The sequence below is a fragment of the Luteibacter sp. 329MFSha genome (genome assembly GCF_900111665.1).
In the GTDB taxonomy this organism is placed as follows: domain Bacteria; phylum Pseudomonadota; class Gammaproteobacteria; order Xanthomonadales; family Rhodanobacteraceae; genus Luteibacter.
Map to the genome: position 1 here is coordinate 2020558 of NZ_FOJE01000001.1, position 18057 is coordinate 2038614.

General features: G+C 70.3%; 19 protein-coding genes. 10 read left to right on the forward strand and 9 right to left on the reverse strand.

Annotated features, from left to right (window positions below; all coding sequences use genetic code 11):
• Nucleotides 1–18 precede the first annotated feature (18 nt).
• Nucleotides 19–447: a hypothetical protein gene (locus tag BMW54_RS09075; RefSeq protein WP_090054748.1), complete on the reverse strand. Its 429-nt coding sequence runs from the start codon at nt 445–447 to the stop codon at nt 19–21.
• Nucleotides 448–503: 56 nt separating this feature from the next.
• Between BMW54_RS09075 and BMW54_RS09080 the strand changes: the two genes are divergently transcribed.
• From BMW54_RS09080 to BMW54_RS09100, 5 genes are read left to right on the forward strand one after another with little or no spacing between them, the layout of a single operon-like run.
• Nucleotides 504–1784 carry an alkaline phosphatase family protein gene (locus tag BMW54_RS09080; RefSeq protein ID WP_090054749.1) on the forward strand — a complete coding sequence of 427 codons (1281 nt, stop codon included), beginning with the start codon at nt 504–506 and terminating at the stop codon, nt 1782–1784.
• A 10-nt stretch (nt 1785–1794) separates the two neighbouring features.
• Entirely contained in the window at nt 1795–2187 is a 393-nt protein-coding gene (locus BMW54_RS09085) for a hypothetical protein (RefSeq protein WP_090054751.1), read from the forward strand.
• 36 nt (nt 2188–2223) lie between these two features.
• A complete protein-coding gene (locus BMW54_RS09090; protein ID WP_090055865.1) occupies nt 2224–2793 on the forward strand; it encodes a biliverdin-producing heme oxygenase in 570 nt (189 codons plus the stop codon).
• Nucleotides 2786–4651: a GAF domain-containing protein gene (locus BMW54_RS09095; protein ID WP_090055867.1), complete on the forward strand. Its 1866-nt coding sequence runs from the start codon at nt 2786–2788 to the stop codon at nt 4649–4651. The genes BMW54_RS09090 and BMW54_RS09095 overlap by 8 nt, the downstream gene beginning before the upstream one ends.
• 59 nt (nt 4652–4710) lie before the next feature.
• Nucleotides 4711–5412 (forward strand): arginyltransferase, encoded by a 702-nt coding sequence (locus tag BMW54_RS09100; protein WP_090054752.1) that lies wholly within the window; start codon nt 4711–4713, stop codon nt 5410–5412.
• Nucleotides 5413–5586: 174 nt separating this feature from the next.
• Here BMW54_RS09100 and BMW54_RS09105 read toward each other — a convergent pair whose 3' ends face one another.
• From BMW54_RS09105 to pdxH, 3 genes are read right to left on the reverse strand one after another with little or no spacing between them, the layout of a single operon-like run.
• A complete protein-coding gene (locus BMW54_RS09105) occupies nt 5587–6384 on the reverse strand; it encodes an ABC transporter substrate-binding protein (protein ID WP_090054754.1) in 798 nt (265 codons plus the stop codon).
• Entirely contained in the window at nt 6384–6824 is a 441-nt protein-coding gene (locus BMW54_RS09110) for a secondary thiamine-phosphate synthase enzyme YjbQ (protein ID WP_090054755.1), read from the reverse strand. The genes BMW54_RS09105 and BMW54_RS09110 overlap by 1 nt, the downstream gene beginning before the upstream one ends.
• A gap of 12 nt (nt 6825–6836) precedes the next feature.
• Nucleotides 6837–7424, reverse strand: coding sequence for a pyridoxamine 5'-phosphate oxidase (gene pdxH, locus BMW54_RS09115; RefSeq protein ID WP_090054757.1), 588 nt, complete (start codon nt 7422–7424; stop codon nt 6837–6839).
• Between the two features lie 23 nt (nt 7425–7447).
• Between pdxH and BMW54_RS09120 the strand changes: the two genes are divergently transcribed.
• A complete protein-coding gene (locus tag BMW54_RS09120) occupies nt 7448–8260 on the forward strand; it encodes a kinase (RefSeq protein ID WP_090055869.1) in 813 nt (270 codons plus the stop codon).
• A 27-nt stretch (nt 8261–8287) separates the two neighbouring features.
• Here BMW54_RS09120 and BMW54_RS09125 read toward each other — a convergent pair whose 3' ends face one another.
• Complete coding sequence (locus tag BMW54_RS09125) at nt 8288–9160, reverse strand: NAD-dependent epimerase/dehydratase family protein (RefSeq protein WP_090054759.1); 873 nt, start codon at nt 9158–9160, stop codon at nt 8288–8290.
• Nucleotides 9161–9167: 7 nt separating this feature from the next.
• Between BMW54_RS09125 and BMW54_RS09130 the strand changes: the two genes are divergently transcribed.
• The 4 genes from BMW54_RS09130 to hemE all read left to right on the forward strand — a co-directional run bounded on the left by BMW54_RS09130 (nt 9168) and on the right by hemE (nt 12183).
• Entirely contained in the window at nt 9168–9698 is a 531-nt protein-coding gene (locus tag BMW54_RS09130; protein ID WP_090054760.1) for a shikimate kinase, read from the forward strand.
• On the forward strand, nt 9698–10780 hold the full coding sequence (aroB, locus tag BMW54_RS09135; protein WP_090054762.1) for a 3-dehydroquinate synthase: 1083 nt from the start codon (nt 9698–9700) through the stop codon (nt 10778–10780). The genes BMW54_RS09130 and aroB overlap by 1 nt, the downstream gene beginning before the upstream one ends.
• Before the next feature lie 79 nt (nt 10781–10859).
• Nucleotides 10860–11123 carry a hypothetical protein gene (locus BMW54_RS09140; RefSeq protein WP_090054763.1) on the forward strand — a complete coding sequence of 88 codons (264 nt, stop codon included), beginning with the start codon at nt 10860–10862 and terminating at the stop codon, nt 11121–11123.
• Entirely contained in the window at nt 11113–12183 is a 1071-nt protein-coding gene (gene hemE / locus BMW54_RS09145; protein ID WP_090054764.1) for a uroporphyrinogen decarboxylase, read from the forward strand. The genes BMW54_RS09140 and hemE overlap by 11 nt, the downstream gene beginning before the upstream one ends.
• 289 nt (nt 12184–12472) lie before the next feature.
• Here hemE and BMW54_RS09150 read toward each other — a convergent pair whose 3' ends face one another.
• The 4 genes from BMW54_RS09150 to BMW54_RS09165 all read right to left on the reverse strand — a co-directional run bounded on the left by BMW54_RS09150 (nt 12473) and on the right by BMW54_RS09165 (nt 17974).
• Nucleotides 12473–12985, reverse strand: a complete 513-nt coding sequence (locus BMW54_RS09150) for a tetratricopeptide repeat protein (RefSeq protein ID WP_090054766.1) — start codon at nt 12983–12985, stop codon at nt 12473–12475.
• A 3-nt stretch (nt 12986–12988) separates the two neighbouring features.
• On the reverse strand, nt 12989–15241 hold the full coding sequence (gene mrcB, locus BMW54_RS09155; protein WP_090055871.1) for a penicillin-binding protein 1B: 2253 nt from the start codon (nt 15239–15241) through the stop codon (nt 12989–12991).
• Between the two features lie 172 nt (nt 15242–15413).
• On the reverse strand, nt 15414–16244 hold the full coding sequence (locus BMW54_RS09160) for an SDR family oxidoreductase (protein ID WP_090054767.1): 831 nt from the start codon (nt 16242–16244) through the stop codon (nt 15414–15416).
• 8 nt (nt 16245–16252) lie between these two features.
• Complete coding sequence (locus tag BMW54_RS09165) at nt 16253–17974, reverse strand: hypothetical protein (RefSeq protein ID WP_090055874.1); 1722 nt, start codon at nt 17972–17974, stop codon at nt 16253–16255.
• Between the last annotated feature and the right edge of the window lie 83 nt (nt 17975–18057).

Below are 18057 nucleotides of genomic sequence, written 5' to 3' on the forward strand. Positions count from 1 at the left end.
GCGTCGCAGCAACGGCGGTCAGCGTCCCGCCGACGATCCCCGAGCCGGCGCGGGCTCGACCCGGCGCGTCTGGGTAGCGGGCTCGTTGGCCGGCAGCGACTGGTAGCGTTTCACCGCGTCCTCCTGGCGCGCCCGATAGAGCTGCTGCTGGCTGCGATCGGCAGCGTCCAGCTGGTTCTGCAGCGCCGGGTTGGTCGTGTTCGCCCGCTGGCGATCGAGGTTGCCCTGGCGCAGCTGCTCGCGGACGGCGTTCTGGTTCTGCTGGTTCTGCAACTGCTGCCGGTCGACCTGGCGCTGCCACTGCTGGGAAGGGCTCGGCGTGGTGACGATCACGGGGCGCGGCGGGGGCGGCGCGGCCGGTTTCGGCGGCGGGGTCTGCGCGAGCGCCAGCAGGGGACACAGGGTCGTCAAAGTCATCAGCAGGAAGTTGCGTGATGAATTGGTCATGGGACTCGTCCATCATGGGAGGGATTGCCTTTAGACCAGAGCCTACGTTCCCCGTCATGAATGCCATGTTGTTCCGCCGTGTCGCGGCCCTCGCGCTGCTCGCGGCCCTTGCCGGATGCGCCACCCGTCCCGCCGCCCGGCCCGCCACGCCCCACCACGCCGCCCTGCTCGTTTCCATCGACGCCTTCCGCGCCAACTACATCGAGCGGGGCCTCACGCCGAACCTGGTGGCGCTGGCACGCGATGGCGCGACCACCCCGTACATGCTGCCGTCGTTCCCCTCGCTGACCTTTCCCAACCACTACACGCTGGTGACGGGCCGCGTGCCCGACCGCAACGGCATCGTCAACAACACGATGCGCGATCCCGCCCTGGGCAGGTTCAGCCTGTCGAACCACGCGGCGACGAGCGACGGGCGCTGGTGGGCGCAGGCGGAACCCATCTGGGTGACCGCCCAGAAGCAGGGCCTGCGGACGGCGACGATGTTCTGGCCCGGCACCGAGGCCGAGATCCACGGCATGCGGCCGGACCACTGGATCCCGTTCGACGATTCGCTCTCGTCGCGCCAGCGCGTCGACAGGCTCATGGCGTGGATCGACGAACCCGGGGCGAAGCCGTCGTTCGACACACTGTACTTCGACGCCGTGGACCACGCGGGCCACGAGTTCGGCCCCGACTCCCCGCAGGTGGACGCAGCGCTCAGGGAGGTCGACGACGCCATCGGCTATCTGATGGCCGCCCTGCGTCGGCGCGGCCTGTACGACAGCACCGACCTGGTGATCGTCTCCGACCACGGCATGGCCGACGTGCCGCGCGGCAACATCGTGTTCGCGGACGACGAGACCGATCTCGCATCGCTCACCGCGGTGTCGTGGGGCGTCATGGCCACGTTCAATCCGAAGCCGGGCGTGGACGCCACGCACGCGATCGCGCGCCTGCTCGGGCCGCATGCCCACATGCGCTGCTACCGCAAGGAAGACCTGCCGCCGCGCCTCGATTACGGCCACAACGCCCGCGTCCCCGCCTACCTCTGCCTCGCCGACACGGGCTGGGCGATCACCAGCCGGCAGACGCTCGCGGAACGCACCTCGCCGATGTCGCGCGGCGAACACGGTTACGACAACCTCGATCCTTCCATGCGCGCCCTGTTCATCGGCCATGGTCCCGGCTTCGCGCGCGGCGTGACCATAGCGCCGTTCCCCAACGTCGACATCTACCCGTTGCTGGCGCACCTGCTGGGGATCGCGCCCCTGCCGAACGACGGGCACCTCGATGCCGTGAAGGGCGCCCTGGCACCGGAGCGGCCCGGCGCGTCGCCGGCCGGCCAATTCCCGTAGAATCGGGCCCATGCGCCAGATCTATACATCGCCACGCCAGGACAACATCGACCGTATCGTCGCCCTGCTCACCGAGCACGAGATCGAGACGTCGGTGACCAACCGGTCGAGCTGGAATCGCCCGACCTACCAGCGCTTCAGCTATTCGCAGCGTAGCGACGATCGCAGCAGCTGGCCGCAGGTCTGGGTCAAGAGCGCCGACGATTTCCCGAAGGCGCGCTCGCTGCTCAAGGACATCGGCATCGAGCCGGTGGTGCGCTACCAGGAAGAACTGCAGATGCACCGCCAGCCGGATCGCCGGCCGCCGGCGCAGCGCACGGCGTCCCGCATCCGCCTGATGGTGCTGGCGATCGTCGCCGGCGTCATGCTCGTGGTCGTCCTGAAGGCCACCCAGGTCCTCTGAGTGGACGGCGCGGGGGAAGGCACGCCTGCCCACGTCATGTTGCGCGAAGCGACGCGCGATGCGCACGAGGCCGCCGAGGCCTCGGCCGGCATGCGCCGGCTGCTCGCGGGAGACCTCGACGAAGCCGGCTACCGGGAGTTGCTGGCGGCTCAGCTGACGTTGTTCGGCGAGTGGGAGGCCGAACGGAGGGAGTGGCTTCGCCACGTCGCTCCCCGCTGGGACTACGCATCCCGCGCCAACGCGCTCGAAGGGGACCTTGCCGCCGAACCCGTCGCCGATACGATCGGCTCCCACCCCTCCGGTAGCGATGCGCCCGGCCGTGCGGGCGGCACGCTGGACAGCGCCGAGGCCTGGGGCGAGCTGTATGTGATCGAGGGGTCCGCGTTGGGCGGCCGGCTGATCGTGAAGATGCTCCGCGAGCGCTTTCCTCACCTGCGCCATCGCTTCTACGCCATCGGCGAGCGGACCGCCCCCTGGCGCCGGTTCCAGGCCGTCCTGGATGGTGAACTGATAGGCGAAGAAGCCCACCGGGCCGCCCTGAACGGCGCGCTGGCCATGTTCGCGCGCTTTCAACGAACGTTACAGGACCATGCCGCGCATGTCTGAACTCCCCGACCTCACCCTCTGCGACCGCGAGCCGATCCACATCCCCGGCTCGATCCAGCCCCATGGCGTGCTGCTGGTGGTCGATGCGTCGACGGGGACGATCCTCCAGGCCAGCGAGAACATCGCCGACATCCTGGGCGTCGACGTGGAAGCGGCCCTGGATGCGCCGCTGCACGAGGTGCTGACGCTGCCGCCCGACCTCTTCGAGGACGACGAGCGCCCCGCGCACAGCGCCTGGGTGCCCGCGGGCTTCCCGCAGACGAAGAGGACCGGCACCTGGCATGCGGCGGTGCACGCGTACGCGGATCGCTGGATGATCGAGATCGAGCCGCGCGAAGGTTACTTCGAGGACGACCCGATCCGCGTGGCCTACGACCTCGCGCACAAGCTGGAGAACGACGCGTCCGTCGAACGCGCCGCGGCGCGGGTCGCGCGGACGGTCCGCACCTTGCTCGGATACGACCGCGTCATGGTCTACCGCTTCGACCACGACTGGCACGGCGAAGTCGTCGCCGAGGCGCGCCGCGACGATCTCGAGGCGTACCTCGGCCTGCACTACCCCTCCACCGACATCCCGGCGCAGGCGCGCGCGCTCTACCTGCGTAACCGCGTCCGCCAGATCAGCGACTGCGGCTACGTGCCGGCGTACATCCTGCCCGCGTACGATCCGCAGACGGCGCAGCCCACCGACCTCAGCGACGTGTCGCTGCGCAGCGTCTCGCCCGTGCACCTGGAATATCTGGGGAACATGGGCGTCACCGGCACGCTGGTGGCATCCATCGTCACGAACGGCCGGCTGTGGGGCCTGATTTCCTGCCACCACTATTCGCCCTTCTTCGCCGACCACCAGATGCGCGAGGTGGCCGACGCGATCGCCCGTTCGTTCGCGGCGCGCGTCTCGGCGATCGAGGAACTGGCGAAGATCGAAGTCGAGAGCACGCTGCTCACCGTGCGCGAAAAGCTGATCACGGCGTTCAACGAGAGCGAGCGGATCGATCCCGACCTGCTCGCCTCGCTCGCCCCGGAACTCCTCGAGGTCGTCGACGCCGACGGCGTCGCGATTTACGCGGGCGATCGCGTCATGCGCCATGGGCAACTGCCCGACGAGGCCACCCTGCTCGAAATCCGCGACATCGTCGCCGCCCATGGCGCGGCCGGCTCCCCCGACGGCATCGCCGGCGTGCTGCATACGGACGCGATCGGCGCATGGCACCCGGCGCTGGCGGCGCACGGGGTCACCGAGCTCGCGGCGGGCGTCATCTTCATGCCCCTGCAGGCCGACTCGCATAACGCGGTGATGTGGACGCGCAGCGAGCAGGTGCGCCAGGTGCGCTGGGGCGGCAACCCGTCGCTGGCGAAGCTCGAGACGATCCCCGGCGCCCGCCTGTCGCCGCGGCAGAGTTTCGAGGCCTGGCAGGAAACCGTCCGCGGCCGCTCGCGGCCCTGGTCGCGGTTGCATCTGGAATCGGCGCGCAGCCTTCGCGTGCTCATCGAGATGATGGAGCGCAAGCATTACCAGCAGAACTTCGCGCTGATGCGCGCGTCGCTCGCCCGCCTGCCGGAGCCCATCGCCATCGCGGAAGCGACCGAGGCGCGATGGCAGGATTGCCCCATCGTCTTCGTCAACGACGCGTTCGTCCGCGCGACCGGCCGTGACGCGCGGTCCGTCGCGGGGCTGCCGATCTCGGCGTTGCTCCCGGCGGCGGCCTCGCTGCCCGCCACGCCGGGCGTCTCCCACCGGGTTCGCCTGCAGACGAACGATGGCGCGGGCGTGGACGGCAGGCTTGAGCTGGAGGCCGTGACCGACGCCGGCGGCGCAACGACGCACTGGATGGTCGTCCACCACGCGGGCGGCTGAGCGCGCGACGAACACCCCGCGGTGACGCGGCGCGCGCCATCGGGCTATAACATCGGACCATGACCGATCGCGTCCGCCTGTTCCAGACCCTGCCGCACACGTGTGGCTATTTCGCCGAGCGGACGGCGCAGAATCTCGTGGTGGATCCAGGCGCGCCGCATCTCGACCGCCTCTACGCGCCGGCGCTCGCCAAGGGCTTCCGTCGCGCCGGCGGCCACCTGTACCTGCCCCAGTGCGCCGCCTGCCAGGCGTGCGTGCCCTGCCGCATCGACGCCGCGGCGTTCGCGCCGGACCGCTCCCAGCGGCGCTGCCTCACGCGCAACGCGGATGTGACGGTCAGCGAAGAACTGCCGGGGTTCACGCACGAACGGCACGCGCTGTATCGCCGCTACCTTAAGGCGCGGCACAGCGGGGGCGGCATGGACGCCGCGGACGCGGACGACTTCCAGCGCTTCCTCGCCGCGCCATGGAGCCCGACGCTGTTCCTCGAATTCCGCAAGGCGGACCGGTTGCTTGGCGTAGCGGTCACCGACGTCACGCTCGCCGGCCTGTCGGCCGTCTATACGTTCTTCGATCCGGACGAGGAGGCCCGCAGTCTCGGCACGTTCGGCATCCTCCAGCAGGTGGATCTCGCCCGACGCCGCGGCATTCCGTACGTGTACCTCGGCTTCTGGATCGCGGGGCACCCGAAGATGGACTACAAGCGGCGTTTCCGGCCGCTCGAAATTCGCAAGCACGACCGCTGGATCGCGATGCCCTGAGCATCGACGAACCTCGGCGGTGGAAGCGGACCTGGCCGCGACCCCGGGCTGTGGGAGCGGACCTGGCCGCGACAGCTCTTCGCCAGGAGCAGCAGGGCCTGCGGCTCTTCGCGAAAAGCCGTCGCGGCCAGGTCCGCTCCTACAGAGCGGTCGCGGCCAGATCCGCTCCCAGAGCTATCTGCGCGCCCACGCCGCGATATGCGCGTGCAACGCCTCGACACCGTCGAACAACGCCGCCGGACCGGGCTGGAGAATGATGGGCGACTTGATCTCGTGCAGCTCGCCGTCGCGCACGGCGGGCACGTCCGCCCAACCCTGGCGCGACGCCACCCGGTCGGGCCGGAAGCGCTTGCCGCACCACGAACCGAACACGATGTCCGGTGCGCGCCGCACCACCTCGAGCGGATCGGCGACGATCCGCTGCTTCGCCAGTGGTTCTTCGAGGAGTTCGGGAAACACGTCGTCGCCGCCGGCGATGCGGACGAGCTCGCCGACCCAGCGGATGCCGGTGATCAGCGGATCGTCCCATTCCTCGAAGTAGACGCGCGGCCGCTTCGGCAGCAAGGCGGCCTGCGCCGCGATGCGGTCGAGGTTGGCCCGTGCGCGATCGGCGAGCGCGGCGGCTTTCTCGCCCGCTCCCACCATCGCGCCGAGGCGCCGGATGTACTCGAGGATGCCGTCGACGCTGCGATGATTGCTGATCCAGACCTCGACGCCCGCGCGGATCAGTTCGCGCGCGATGTCCGCCTGGATGTCCGAGAAGCCGATCGCCAGATCGGGCTTCAGGTCGAGGATCTGGTCGATCTTCGCGCTCGTGAACGCGGAGACTTTCGGCTTCTCCTTGCGCGCCCGCGGTGGCCGCACGGTGAACCCGGAAATGCCGACGATGCGATGCTCCTCGCCGATCGCATAGAGGACTTCGGTCGGTTCTTCGGTGAGGCAGACGATCCGCCGCGGATACGCGTCGCCCATCAGTGGCCCGACACGGTGACGGTGATCCTGCGCTGGTGCGCTTCGTGGCGGTGTTCGTAGAGGAACACGCCCTGCCAGGTGCCGAGCAGCGGCTTGCCGCCATGCACGGGAATCGACAGCGACACGCCGGTGAGCACGGAGCGCACATGGGCCGGCATGTCGTCGGGGCCTTCGTCGCGATGCCGGAACAGCGGGTCGCCGTCGGGCACCAGTCGCGCGAAGAAGCGTTCGAGGTCGGCCACGACGGTGGGATCGGCGTTCTCGCCGATCAGCAGCGACGCGCTCGTGTGCTGCACGAAGACATGCACGATGCCGGTGCCGACGCTGCTCGCCGCGACCGCGTCCGCGATGCGGTCGCTGATCTCGCTGAGCGAGCGTCCGCGCGTGTGCACGGTGAACGTCGACTGCGCGATGTGCTGGACGGGTTGAGCGCGGCTCATCGAGGGCTCCGGTCAGGGGTACAGGAGGTGGTTCGTCCAGTGTGTACCCGCCTGGGCGTGCACGACGCGTTCGTGGAGGCGGAACGTCGCGCCGTACCAGAACTCCACGCGATCCGGTTCCACCAGAAAACCGCCCCAGTGCGGCGGGCGTGGCACGTCGCGGCCGGCGAATTCGGCCTCGTACCGGGCGACGCGGTCGTCGAACGTCTGCCGGTCGGGCAGCTCCTGGCTCTGCAGCGAGGCCCACGCACCGATCTGGCTCCCGCGCGGACGGCTCGCGAAATAGGCGTCGGACTCGGCCTCGCTCGTCTTCGTGGCGCGGCCTTCGAAGCGCACCTGGATGCCTTCGCGGATCTGTTTCCAGTGGAAGCACAGCGCGACCTGCGCGTGCTCGGCGATCTCGCCCGCCTTGGCGCTACCGTAGTTGGTGAAGAAGCGCAGGCCGCGCTCGTCGATGGCCTTGAGCAGCACGATGCGCGAATGCACGCGACCGTCGTTGCTCGCGGTGGCGAGGTTCATCGCGGTGGGCTCGCGGTCGCCGCTGGCCTTCGCCTCGTCGAGCAGGCCGCGGAAGGTGTCGAGGATCTCAGGGGTAAGCATGACGATGGACTATGCTGTCGGCCATGGAATCGTCCGATGCTAGCACGCTGGCCGCCACGGTCCTCGGGCGTTTCGCCGCGGACGTCGCGCAGGCGACGGCGCCCTTCGTGCTCGGGATTTCCGGGCTGCAGGGCAGCGGCAAGAGCCACCTTGGCGCCGGTCTCGTGGCGGCCGCGCGCGAGCGCGGCTGGGGCGCCGTCACGCTGTCCCTCGACGATGTCTACCTGACCCGCGCGGAGCGCGAAGCGCTCGCGGCGACGGTGCACCCCCTCCTCCGCACACGCGGCGTGCCAGGCACGCACGACCTGGCGCTGCTCGCCTCCACGCTCGACGCGCTGGCGCAGGCATCCGCGGAAAATCCCGTGGCCATCCCGCGTTTCGACAAGGGCCGCGACGACCGCCATGAAGCGGCCCTGTGGCCGGCGGTCGGCGAGGTGCCGAAGCTGGTCGTCCTCGAAGGCTGGTGCCTGGGGGTGGAACCGGCGGGCGAGCAGGCGCTGGTCAAGCCGGTGAACGCGCTCGAGCGCGAGGAGGATCCCGACGGAACGTGGCGGCGCTGGGCCGACGCGCGTCTCGCCGGGTACGCGCCGCTGTGGGAACGGCTCGACGCGCTCGTCGTGCTGCAGGCGCCATCGTGGGACGTGGTCGCGTCGTGGCGCGACGAGGCCGAGCGGCCGCTGCGCGAGCGCGGCGATCCGCATGCGATGGATGCGGCCGCGCTGGCGAGGTTCCTGCAGCATTACGAGCGGATCAGCCGGCGGGCGCTGGCGACGCTGGCGTCGAAGGCCGATCTGATCGTCCGGCTCGATGAGCGGCGGCGCGTCCTGTCGATCTGATCGGCGATCCCGCCGGCCGAAACACGGTTACCGAAGGGTGGGAGCCGATCGTATCGGCGATCGGAGCAACGCGGCGTAGCCGTCCCGTGCATCGGGCCACGCGCAGCGGAAGCCCGCGGCGCGCAGACGCGCGTTCGACAGCCGCTTGTTGCCGATCCCCGCCGGGCCGGGCCCCTCGGGCGGGATCGGCGCGTCCAGCAGGCCGGCGATGTGGTCGTACAGCACGTCGATCGGCAGCGGTGTGTCGTCGACGCCGAGATATAGCGGCGCGGGTTCGGGCACGTCGAGCAGGAAGGCCAGCGCCGCCGCGGCATCGTCCACGTGGATGCGGTTGGCGTAGACGCCCTGCCCGCGCGGCACGACGGCCTTGCCTTCGCGCAGCCGCTCGAACAGCTGCGTTCGACCCGGGCCATAGAGCCCGGCGAGCCGCACGACTATGCCGCCGATGGCCTGCGCGGCAAGCCACCGCTCGGCCTCGATCAGCACGCGTCCGTTGAAGCCCGGCGGGGCCGGTGCCGTGTCCTCGTCGACCCAGCCGCCCGCGTGTTCGCCGTACACGGCCGACGACGAGACGAAGAGCGTCCGCTTCGGTGGCTCGGGCAGCGCTTCGACCAGATGGCGCAGGCCGTCGACGTAGATCGCGCGGTATGCCGCCTCGTCGCGGGCGTCCGGTGCGGCGGCGAAGACCAGCGCGTCGACCCGTGGCATACCCGTCAACGTCGCCGGCCGCGTGAGGTCGCCACGCAGCCAGTGGATGCCGCCGCCCGACGCGTCGCCACGGCGCAGCGCGAACACGCGCCGGCCCTGCTCGGCGAGACGCGCGGCCAGCCGGCCGCCGACGTCGCCGGCCCCGGCGACGAGCACCGTTTCGTATCCCTGCTCATGGCTTGTTGCTAGCATCGGAGCGATGAATCCTTCGCCCAACCTGTTCCTGGTCGGCCCCACGGGCGCCGGCAAGACCACGATCGGACAGCGCCTCGCGGCGCATTACGGCCTGCCGTTCATCGACCTCGACGTCGAGATCGAGGCACGCTGTGGCATGACGATCGCCGACATCTTCGAACGCGAAGGCGAGGCGGGCTTCCGCGCGCGCGAATGCGCGCACCTGGGCGAGTTTAGTCTCCGCGACGGCATCGTGCTCGCCACGGGCGCCGGCGCCGTCCTCGATCCCGCGAACCGCGAAACGCTCATGGCGCGCGGCACGGTGCTGATGCTCGGCGTCGACGTGGACGAGCAGCTCGACCGCCTGCGGCACGACACCGCCCGGCCGATGATCGCCGGCGACGATCGTCGCGGCCGGCTGGAAAGCCTCGCCGGCCATCGCAATCATCTGTATGAAGAGATCGCGGACCTGATCTTCCGCGGTCGCCACGAATCGGTGGACGAGGCCGCGCCGCGCGCCATCGCCCTGCTGGAACGCCACTGGAAACGCCATTGATGGAAACGCACCTGACGGAGACGGTCGAGGTCGACCTCGCCGGCCGCAGCTACCACGTCTGGATCGGCCCGGGCCTCATCGAGGACAGCGCGCGCTGGCGCGCGGCGATCCGCGGCAGGCACGTGCTGGTCGTGAGCAACACCACGGTCGCCCCGCTCTACCTCGACGCGCTCGCGAAGGGCCTCGACGGCCTGCGCTGGTCGTCGTTCCTCATCGAGGACGGCGAAACGCACAAGACGTTCGCCAACGTCGGGCGCGTGCTCGAAGCGCTCGGCGCCCTGGGCGCCACGCGCGACGCGTGCGTGATCGCGCTCGGCGGCGGCGTGGTCGGCGACCTCGCCGGCTTCGCGGCGGCGTGCTGGATGCGCGGCATCGACTTCATCCAGATGCCGACCACGCTGCTGTCGATGGTCGATTCCTCGGTCGGCGGCAAGACGGGCGTGAACCTTCCCGCCGGAAAGAACCTCGCCGGCGCCTTCCATCAGCCGCGTGCCGTCGTCGCCGACATCGACACGTTGCGAACGCTGCCGAAGCGCGAATACCGCGCGGGCATGGCGGAAATCGTCAAGGGCGCCGCGATCGGCGATCCGGCGTTCTTCGCCTGGCTCGAAGCGCACGCGGACGCCCTCGCGGCGCGCGAGCAGTCGGTGCTGATCGAGGCTATCGCGCGCAAGTGCCGCTACAAGGCCGGCGTGGTGGCGCGCGACGAGACGGAGCAAGGCGAGCGCGCGCTACTGAACCTCGGTCACACCTTCGGGCATGCGCTGGAAACCGCCGGCAACTACAGCGAGATCCTGCACGGCGAAGGCGTCGCGATCGGCATGGTGCTGGCGGCGCGTCTTTCCGAGCGTCTGGGCATGTCCGATGCCACCGACACCGCGCGTCTGGTCGCATTGCTGACACGCCTCGGCCTGCCCACGGAGCCGTCGCGCGTCCACGCGGCCAGTCGCATCGTCGAGCTGATGCGCCTCGACAAGAAGAACACCGCGGGCACGCTGCGCCTCATTCTGTGGCGTGGCATCGGGCGCGCCGAGATCGTCTCCGGCGTGGCCGAGGACGACGTGCTGGGCGTCCTTCCCTGAGCGCTGCGCCGGCCAGCGCCGTCGCTCGCTGACAAAACCCCCTACAATGGCCGGCCCTGCGTCTGCCCCGGATCGCTCGATGCGGATCTACCTGCAAACCATGCCCGAAGCGGGCGCCGAAGCGCCCCGCTACGTCCAGATCACGCTCGAACAGGATCTCCTGGGCGGCTGGACCCTGTACCGCGAGAGCGGCGTGCAGGGCGGCAAGGCGATGCTCAAGCGCGAGGTCTACGTCGACCGCGACGCCGCGATGGCCGCATTCGCCAAGGCGCGCGACGCGCAGATCAAGAAAGGTTTCAAAGTGATGTTCAGCCAGGGACAGGAGTCGGCGCATGGCCGCTGAGCTCCGCAACGACCGCTTCCTCCGTGCCCTGCGCCGCGAACCCACCGACACCACGCCCATCTGGGTGATGCGCCAGGCCGGGCGTTACCTGCCGGAATACCGCGCCACGCGCGCGAAGGCCGGCAGCTTCATGGGCCTGGCCACGAATCCGGAGTTCGCCTGCGAGGTCACGCTGCAGCCGCTCGACCGGTTCGAGCTCGACGCCGCGATCCTGTTCTCGGACATCCTCACCATTCCCGACGCGATGGGGCTCGGCCTGTCGTTCGAAGCCGGCGAAGGCCCGAGATTCGCGCGCCCGCTACGCGACGCCGCCGCGATCCACGCGCTCGCCGTGCCCGACATGGACGGCGAGCTGCGTTACGTGATGGACGCCGTCCGCCTGATCCGCAAGGAACTGGATGGTCGCGTGCCGCTGATCGGATTTTCCGGCAGTCCGTGGACGCTCGCCTGTTACATGGTGGAAGGCGAAGGCTCGCGCGATTTCGCGCGGGTGAAGGCGCTGGCATGGAACGAGCCCGCGCTCGCGCATCGCCTGCTCGACACCGTCGCCCGCTCGGTCGCGGCCTATCTCGTCGCGCAGGCGCGTGCGGGCGCGCAGGCGCTGATGGTGTTCGACACGTGGGGCGGTCTGCTCGGCCCGGGCCCGTTCCGTGAGTTTTCGCTGCGCTACATGGCGCAGGTGGTCGACGCGTTGAAGGCCGACCCGGCCAGCCGCGATCTTCCGGTCATCCTGTTTTCGAAGGGTGCGGGTGGCCAGCTGGAAGCCATGGCCGACACCGGTTGCACCGCGTTGGGCGTCGACTGGACGCTGGACATCGGCGAAGCGCGCCGCCGCGTCGGCGAGCGCGTGGCGCTGCAGGGCAACCTCGATCCGAGCGTGCTGCGCGCGTCGGCGTCGGTGGTGGAGCGCGAGGCGCGCGCCGTCCTCGACGCGTTCGGCAACCACCCGGGGCATGTGTTCAACCTCGGGCATGGCATCACGCCGGAAGTCGATCCGGAGAATGTGAGGGTGCTGGTCGATACCGTGCATGCGCACGGGCGGGCGATTCGAGCCGGGTAACGCGACGGCGTCATCCGCCCTGTGCCCGCTGACGCGGGATCGCCGATGCGATCGGCTCCCACCCCTTCGGTAGCGACGGACCGCATCCATCGCCCTGGGCCCGCTGGCGCGGGATCGCCGATGCGATCGGCTCCCACCCCTTCGGTAGCGACGGACCGCATCCATCGCCCTGGGCCCGCTGGCGCGGGATCGCCGATGCGATCGGCTCCCACCCCTTCGGTAGCGCCGCCGTGATCGGCCCCGTTCCCTACCGAAGGGTGGGAGCCGATCGCATCGGCGATTCACGCGCTCAGAAGCGGTTGGGACCTGCGATGTGGCACTTGGCGAGTTCACCGCGCGCGGCGGTAGCGCCCGCGTTGTCGTCGGCCTGAAGGCGCATCTCGACGATGGTCTGCCAGTTGCGCGCGCACAGGCTGCCCGACTTCGGGCCCATCTCGAACGACTGCTTCGCGAGCTTCTCGGCCGCCGGGTAATCCTGGCGGCGGATCGCGTTTTCCGCGCGATCCTGGATGAGTTCCGGCGCCTCGGGCGCCAGCTTCAGCGCCTGCTGCAGCTTCGCGTCCGCCTCGTCGTACTTGCCGGCGCGGTCGTCGGCCTGCGCCGCCTGGGCCAGGCCCTGGACGCCCGGATCGCGCAGCGGCGCGACCTCGATGGCCGACTTTTCGCGCTCACCCGCCGCGCGTACCTGCGCGACGATGTCGTAGGTGGGCTTGGTGGGGCGCGTCGCCTGCGGCGGGGCGGGCTGGCTGCAGGCGGCGACGAGCGTGACGGTGGCGATGGCGCAGAAACGAAGGCGATGCATGGGTCAATCCACAGGATTACTGGGTGCGGCCGGCGCGGAGGGCTCGGCTTCGCCGCCGAACATACCCTTGAATCGCTGCCAGAAACAGCCCTCCTCCGCTTCGGGCACGTAACCCGCCACGAACGGGAACGGACGGGCGCCCTCGCACGAGGGATCCGTGCGCTTGCCGCTCTGCGGGTTCACATAAGCCATTTCGAGGCCCTCGCCCGGCGTCGCCGCCAGCGGGCGTGTCGGCAGCTTGCGGAAGAGCTCCTGCCATACGCGCATGCTGCCCGTGGCGCCGTAAAGGCCGGTCGGCTTGTTGTCGTCGCGGCCCATCCAGACGATCGCCAGACGATCGGAGGTGAAACCGGCGAACCAGCTGTCGCGCTGGCTGTCGCTGGTGCCGGTCTTGCCCGCCGCGTGCAGCCACGAGAGCCCCGAGTTGCCGATCGCCGCGGCGGTGCCGCTGTTGACGACCTGCTGCATCGCCCACGTCGTTAGGCGCGCGGCGGTCTGGTACTCGCCCTCGCCACCCTTCACCTCGTAGCGCTTGATCGCCTGGCCCTTGTTGTCCATGACGCCGCGCACGGCGACCAGCGGCAGCGCGTGGCCGTCGGCAGCGATGTACTCGTAGAGTTGCGCGACCTGCAGCGGCGAGAGGTCGACGGCGCCCAGCAGCAGCGACGGGCTGGGATTCACGCCCTCGAGACCGAACGATTCGAGGAAGCCCTTGATGCGCGGGACGCCGACCTGCAGGCCGAGGTTCACCGTGGCGAGGTTCCACGAATGGACGAGCGCGTCGAGCATCGGCACCTGCCCATGGATCTCGCGGTCGTCGTTCTGCGGCGTCCACGGCTTGCCGTCGGGCTGGCGCATGTTGATCGGCGAATCGTCGACGATGGAGGCGAGCGACCACTTCGCCGGCTGCGCGAGCGCGACGAGGTACACCAGCGGCTTGACCAGCGAACCGATCGGGCGACGCGCGTCGAGCGCGCGGTTGAAGCCCTGATCGCCCGGGTCGCGCGATCCGACGACGGCGAGCACGCTGCCGTTGGTCGTGTCGGTGACCACGGCGGCGGCCTGCGCGGCGGCACCGCGCTTGCCCAGCCCCTTCATCGTCGTGACGATCGCCTGCTCGGTGTAGAGCTGCGCCGCGGGGTCCAGCGTGGTGAAGATCGACAGGCTGCCGTCGCGCAGCGCGGCCTCGTCGAAGTCGGCCGTGATCTGCGAGCGGACCAGCTGCATGAACGCAGGGAAACGGTTGTGCGGCAGCTGCGCGTTCGCGGCGATGCCGAGCGGCGAGGCCTGCGCCGCCTTCGTCTGCGCGTCGTCCAGCAGGCCCGTGTCGTGGAACTGCTGGAGCACGAGGTTGCGGCGGGCCAGCGCGCGATCGGGGTAACGGCGCGGATCGTAGTAGCTGGGTCCCTTCACCAGGCCGACCAGCAGGGCGATCTCCTGCGGACGGAGGTCTTCGAGGCGGCGGCCGAAGAAGAACTCGCCGCCGGCGGCGAAGCCGTGCACCGCCTGGTTGCCCTGCTGACCGAGGAAGACCTCGTTGACGTACGCCTCGAGGATGCGGCCCTTGGAGTAATGCACCTCCATCAGGATCGACAGGATCGCCTCGTTCACCTTGCGCAGCATGTTCTGGCTGCGGTCGAGGAAGAGGTTGCGCACCAGCTGCTGCGTGAGCGTGGAACCACCCTGCACCGTGTGTCCGGCGCGGATGTTGGCGAACGACGCGCGCAGGATCGCCGAGAAATCGAGGCCGATGTGGCTCTTGAAGTCGCGATCCTCCACCGCCTGCAGGCCCTGCACGAGGAGCGGCGGAACGTTCTCGAGGCGAACGATGCGGCGTTCTTCCTGCTGCGCGCCGTACAGCGTGGCGATGCGCGCCGGATCGAGGTGGATCGACTTGATCGGCTTGTTGTTGGTGTCGTCGACGACGGAAGCGACCTGCCCATCGGAAAGCGCGACGCGGATCCGGTGCGGCAGTTCGCCACCGTCGGGGCCGGCGTAGCCGTGCGACGCGATCACGAAGCGCGAGCCGTTCTTCGAATAGCTGCCCTGCACCTTGCCGCCGCCTTCGGTGGTGTAGCCGGCGAAGGTCAGTTCCAGTTCGAGCGCCGCGGGCGTCATGGGCAGCCCCTGGGCCAGCGGCAGCGGCCGGGCGTAGACGCGCGTCGGCACCGCGAACACGAGATCGTTGAAGCGGTCCTGCAGGCGGGCGTTGAGGATCAGCGTGTACGGCAGCAGGAAGCCGAACACCAGACCCATGACCAGCCAGAAGGGAATGCGCAGCCAGGGCCAGCTGGTGCGCAGGAGGGAGCCGAGACGGTTGAAGAAAGCCAACGCGGAGGAGTCCTGGGGAAGGAGGTGTGTCCGGATGATAGGGGCACACGACCGGCGCCCATCTGAACGGATGCTGGCGACGGTGTGGCGGACGCGGTCAGCGCCGCGGTCGCCACATGTCCGGCGAGGGCCGGAATGCCCGGGGATGGATGCCGAGCACCCGCTCCAGCTCGCGATTGTCGGCGATCAGGTCGCTATCGAGCCGGTTCACCGGGCCGCGGATGGCGGGGGACATCAGGGCGGCCAGATCGAGCACCAGCCGCGGGATCGGGGCGGGAAAGGTCGCACCGCCCGCGCTGCGACGGGCCCGGCGGAACATCTCGGCCGCGAGGAGGCGCTCGCCACCGCCGATGGGGAAGGTCTGCCCGCGGGCGAACGGCGAGGCGATGGCGGCCACCACGGCGGCGGCGATGTCGTCGGCGTGCACCGGCTGGCGCTGCCCCCTTCCGGCCGGCAGCGGGAAGATCCGCCGGCGGAGCGAGGCCTGGACGATCGGCGTGAGGCTCTTGTCCACGCCCGCGCCGTAGATCAGCGTGGGACGGAACAGCGTCCAGGGCATGCCGCGCGACGCGCAGGTGGCGGTGATGGTGGTCTCGGCGTCGCGAAGGCGGCGCGACACCTCGCGCTCCTCCGGCACGAGGGATTCGCGCTTGGTCTCGGCGCTCATCGACGAGGTCGCCAGGATGTGCGGCGTGCCCGGCAACCGGTTCGCCACCAGCCATGCGGCGAACTCGTGGATCGGGCCGAGGCTGACGATGGCACGCAGCGGCGGCAGCTCCGGCATCGTGTCGGGAAGACTGCCCACGCGCCAACGTGCGTCGGGCCCCTCGCGACGGCTGACCGCGATCCAGTCGAAGCCGGCGGCGTCGAGCCGGGGAAGGAGGAAGTGGCCGATCTGACCCGACGCGCCAAGCACCAGTACCGTCATGCCACCCCTCACCGGCCCGTCGCGATGCGCTCGTACGCGCTCTGCAGGCGGGGATCGTCCGGCGCGTAGCGACGGGCGCGGTCGAGCGCCTGGAACGCACCCTGGCGGTCGCCCTGCCCGGCGCGCTGCAGCGCGTTGTCGATCCACGCGCTGCCGAGCCGGTGACGCAGCTCGCCCTGCGAGGTGTCGCCCGGCGCGAGATCGGCGAGCGTCGCGTAGAGGTTCTCCGCGCGCTGGACGTTGCCGTTGGCCACCGCCTGCTGCATCTGCTTCTCGACCTGCGTGGGCAGGCCCTGCAGGCCCGCGCGCGCCGCGGGGTCGTTACCGTCGATGGCTAGCGCGTTGCGGTAGAGGTCGTACGCGCTGTCGCCCGGCGGATCCATGATGTCGCCGCGCGAGGCCGCGGACTGCGCCCGGCGAACGAGCTCGGCCACCTTGGCCTTCTGTTCGGGACTGACCGCGAGCGAAGCCTGCGCGAGGTCGCCGTCGTCGTCCGCCGCGCGAACGGCACCGCTCGACTGCCGGGCCTTCACGTCGCCGCCAGCGATGCGCGCGCGAGCGGCGGCGAGTTCGGCCGATTTCGGCGCGAGCTTTTCGGCCTGGTCGAGCAGCCGCGTGGCCTGGTCGTCGTCCTCGCTGTCGAGCGCGGCGTTGGCCTGCACGATCAGGGCCTGCGCGACCTGGCCCAGACCCGCCTTCGCCTCGGCGTTGTCGGGATCGGCCGCGAGCGCGGCGCGGAAGCGCGCGAGCGCGTTGTCGTCGCCGCTGCCCGTGAAGCGGCCGGCGCGCATCGCGTCGTTGCCCTGCTGCACGAGCGCCTTGACCGCCTGGTCGTCCTGCTTCTTCGTTTCGGCGAGCGCGGCCCGCAGCGACGGCAGGTCGCCGTAACCCGGCACGAGGATGGCGATGCGATCGACGAGGGCATTCGCCTTCGTCCTGTCGTTGTCGGCGATCGCCTGTCGCGCCTGCGCCGCGAGACCGTCGCCGACCTTGTCGAGGCCACGCGCGGCCACCGCGTTCGATTTGTCGGCGTCGAGCACGCGGCGGTACAGCGCGCCCGCGCCGTCGTCGCCATCGAGCCGGCCCGCGGCGAACGCCTTCTGCGCCTGGTCGATCAGCGACTCCGTGCGATCCTGCGGATTGCGCGCCTGCGAGAGCCGCTGCGCCAGCTGTTCGACATCGCTGCCGCCGCCGAGCAATTCGCGCGCCACGTTCAGTGCCGCCTCGGCTTCGTCGAGGCGCCCCGCCTGCAGCGCCGCGTCCGCCCGCGCAATCTCGGCCTGGCCGACGCGACGCAGTCCATCCCGCGCCTGGTCGCTATCGGGCTGCTGATCGCGCGCTTTTTCGAAGAGTTCGCGCGCGCTGTCGCCGTTCGTGCCGTCGAGGTGCCCCGTCTCGAGCGCGTGGTTCGCCTGCGCCAGCGTGTCGTTGAGCTCGGTGGCGGGCACCATGCCGCGAAGACGATCCTGCTGCAGCCACAACGCCGTGACCGCGCCGATCAGCACGAGCACGAGAACGGGGATGAGCCAGCCACGCCGGCGCGGGCCGCGGGTGCCACGCGACGGCGGAGGCGTGCCGCCACCACTGCGCGGGCGAGGCGAGTCGACGACGATGCTCGGCAGCCCGTCGTCGGGCGGCGACGCGGGCCGGTCGAGGTCGTCGAGCCGGCCGAGGGTCGGTTCGGTGCGCGCGCGCGCGTCGCGATCGTGGTGGTCTCTGCGTCCGCTCATGGCCATCGGTCGTCCATAGGAGCATGGCAGCTTAACATCCGGCCGTGAACGGCCGTTGAGGACTCAGGGCGGCGGGAGACGCG

Bases quoted from the DNA above. Each gene is read 5' to 3' on its own strand.
- BMW54_RS09075 (WP_090054748.1), bottom strand. From the start codon at position 447: ATGACCAATTCATCACGCAACTTCCTGCTGATGACTTTGACGACCCTG.
- BMW54_RS09080 (WP_090054749.1), top strand. From the start codon at position 504: ATGAATGCCATGTTGTTCCGCCGTGTCGCGGCCCTCGCGCTGCTCGCG.
- BMW54_RS09085 (WP_090054751.1), top strand. From the start codon at position 1,795: ATGCGCCAGATCTATACATCGCCACGCCAGGACAACATCGACCGTATC.
- BMW54_RS09090 (WP_090055865.1), top strand. From the start codon at position 2,224: ATGTTGCGCGAAGCGACGCGCGATGCGCACGAGGCCGCCGAGGCCTCG.
- BMW54_RS09095 (WP_090055867.1), top strand. From the start codon at position 2,786: ATGTCTGAACTCCCCGACCTCACCCTCTGCGACCGCGAGCCGATCCAC.
- BMW54_RS09100 (WP_090054752.1), top strand. From the start codon at position 4,711: ATGACCGATCGCGTCCGCCTGTTCCAGACCCTGCCGCACACGTGTGGC.
- BMW54_RS09105 (WP_090054754.1), bottom strand. From the start codon at position 6,384: ATGGGCGACGCGTATCCGCGGCGGATCGTCTGCCTCACCGAAGAACCG.
- BMW54_RS09110 (WP_090054755.1), bottom strand. From the start codon at position 6,824: ATGAGCCGCGCTCAACCCGTCCAGCACATCGCGCAGTCGACGTTCACC.
- pdxH (WP_090054757.1), bottom strand. From the start codon at position 7,424: ATGCTTACCCCTGAGATCCTCGACACCTTCCGCGGCCTGCTCGACGAG.
- BMW54_RS09120 (WP_090055869.1), top strand. From the start codon at position 7,448: ATGGAATCGTCCGATGCTAGCACGCTGGCCGCCACGGTCCTCGGGCGT.
- BMW54_RS09125 (WP_090054759.1), bottom strand. From the start codon at position 9,160: ATGCTAGCAACAAGCCATGAGCAGGGATACGAAACGGTGCTCGTCGCC.
- BMW54_RS09130 (WP_090054760.1), top strand. From the start codon at position 9,168: ATGAATCCTTCGCCCAACCTGTTCCTGGTCGGCCCCACGGGCGCCGGC.
- aroB (WP_090054762.1), top strand. From the start codon at position 9,698: ATGGAAACGCACCTGACGGAGACGGTCGAGGTCGACCTCGCCGGCCGC.
- BMW54_RS09140 (WP_090054763.1), top strand. From the start codon at position 10,860: ATGCGGATCTACCTGCAAACCATGCCCGAAGCGGGCGCCGAAGCGCCC.
- hemE (WP_090054764.1), top strand. From the start codon at position 11,113: ATGGCCGCTGAGCTCCGCAACGACCGCTTCCTCCGTGCCCTGCGCCGC.
- BMW54_RS09150 (WP_090054766.1), bottom strand. From the start codon at position 12,985: ATGCATCGCCTTCGTTTCTGCGCCATCGCCACCGTCACGCTCGTCGCC.
- mrcB (WP_090055871.1), bottom strand. From the start codon at position 15,241: ATGGGTCTGGTGTTCGGCTTCCTGCTGCCGTACACGCTGATCCTCAAC.
- BMW54_RS09160 (WP_090054767.1), bottom strand. From the start codon at position 16,244: ATGACGGTACTGGTGCTTGGCGCGTCGGGTCAGATCGGCCACTTCCTC.
- BMW54_RS09165 (WP_090055874.1), bottom strand. From the start codon at position 17,974: ATGAGCGGACGCAGAGACCACCACGATCGCGACGCGCGCGCGCGCACC.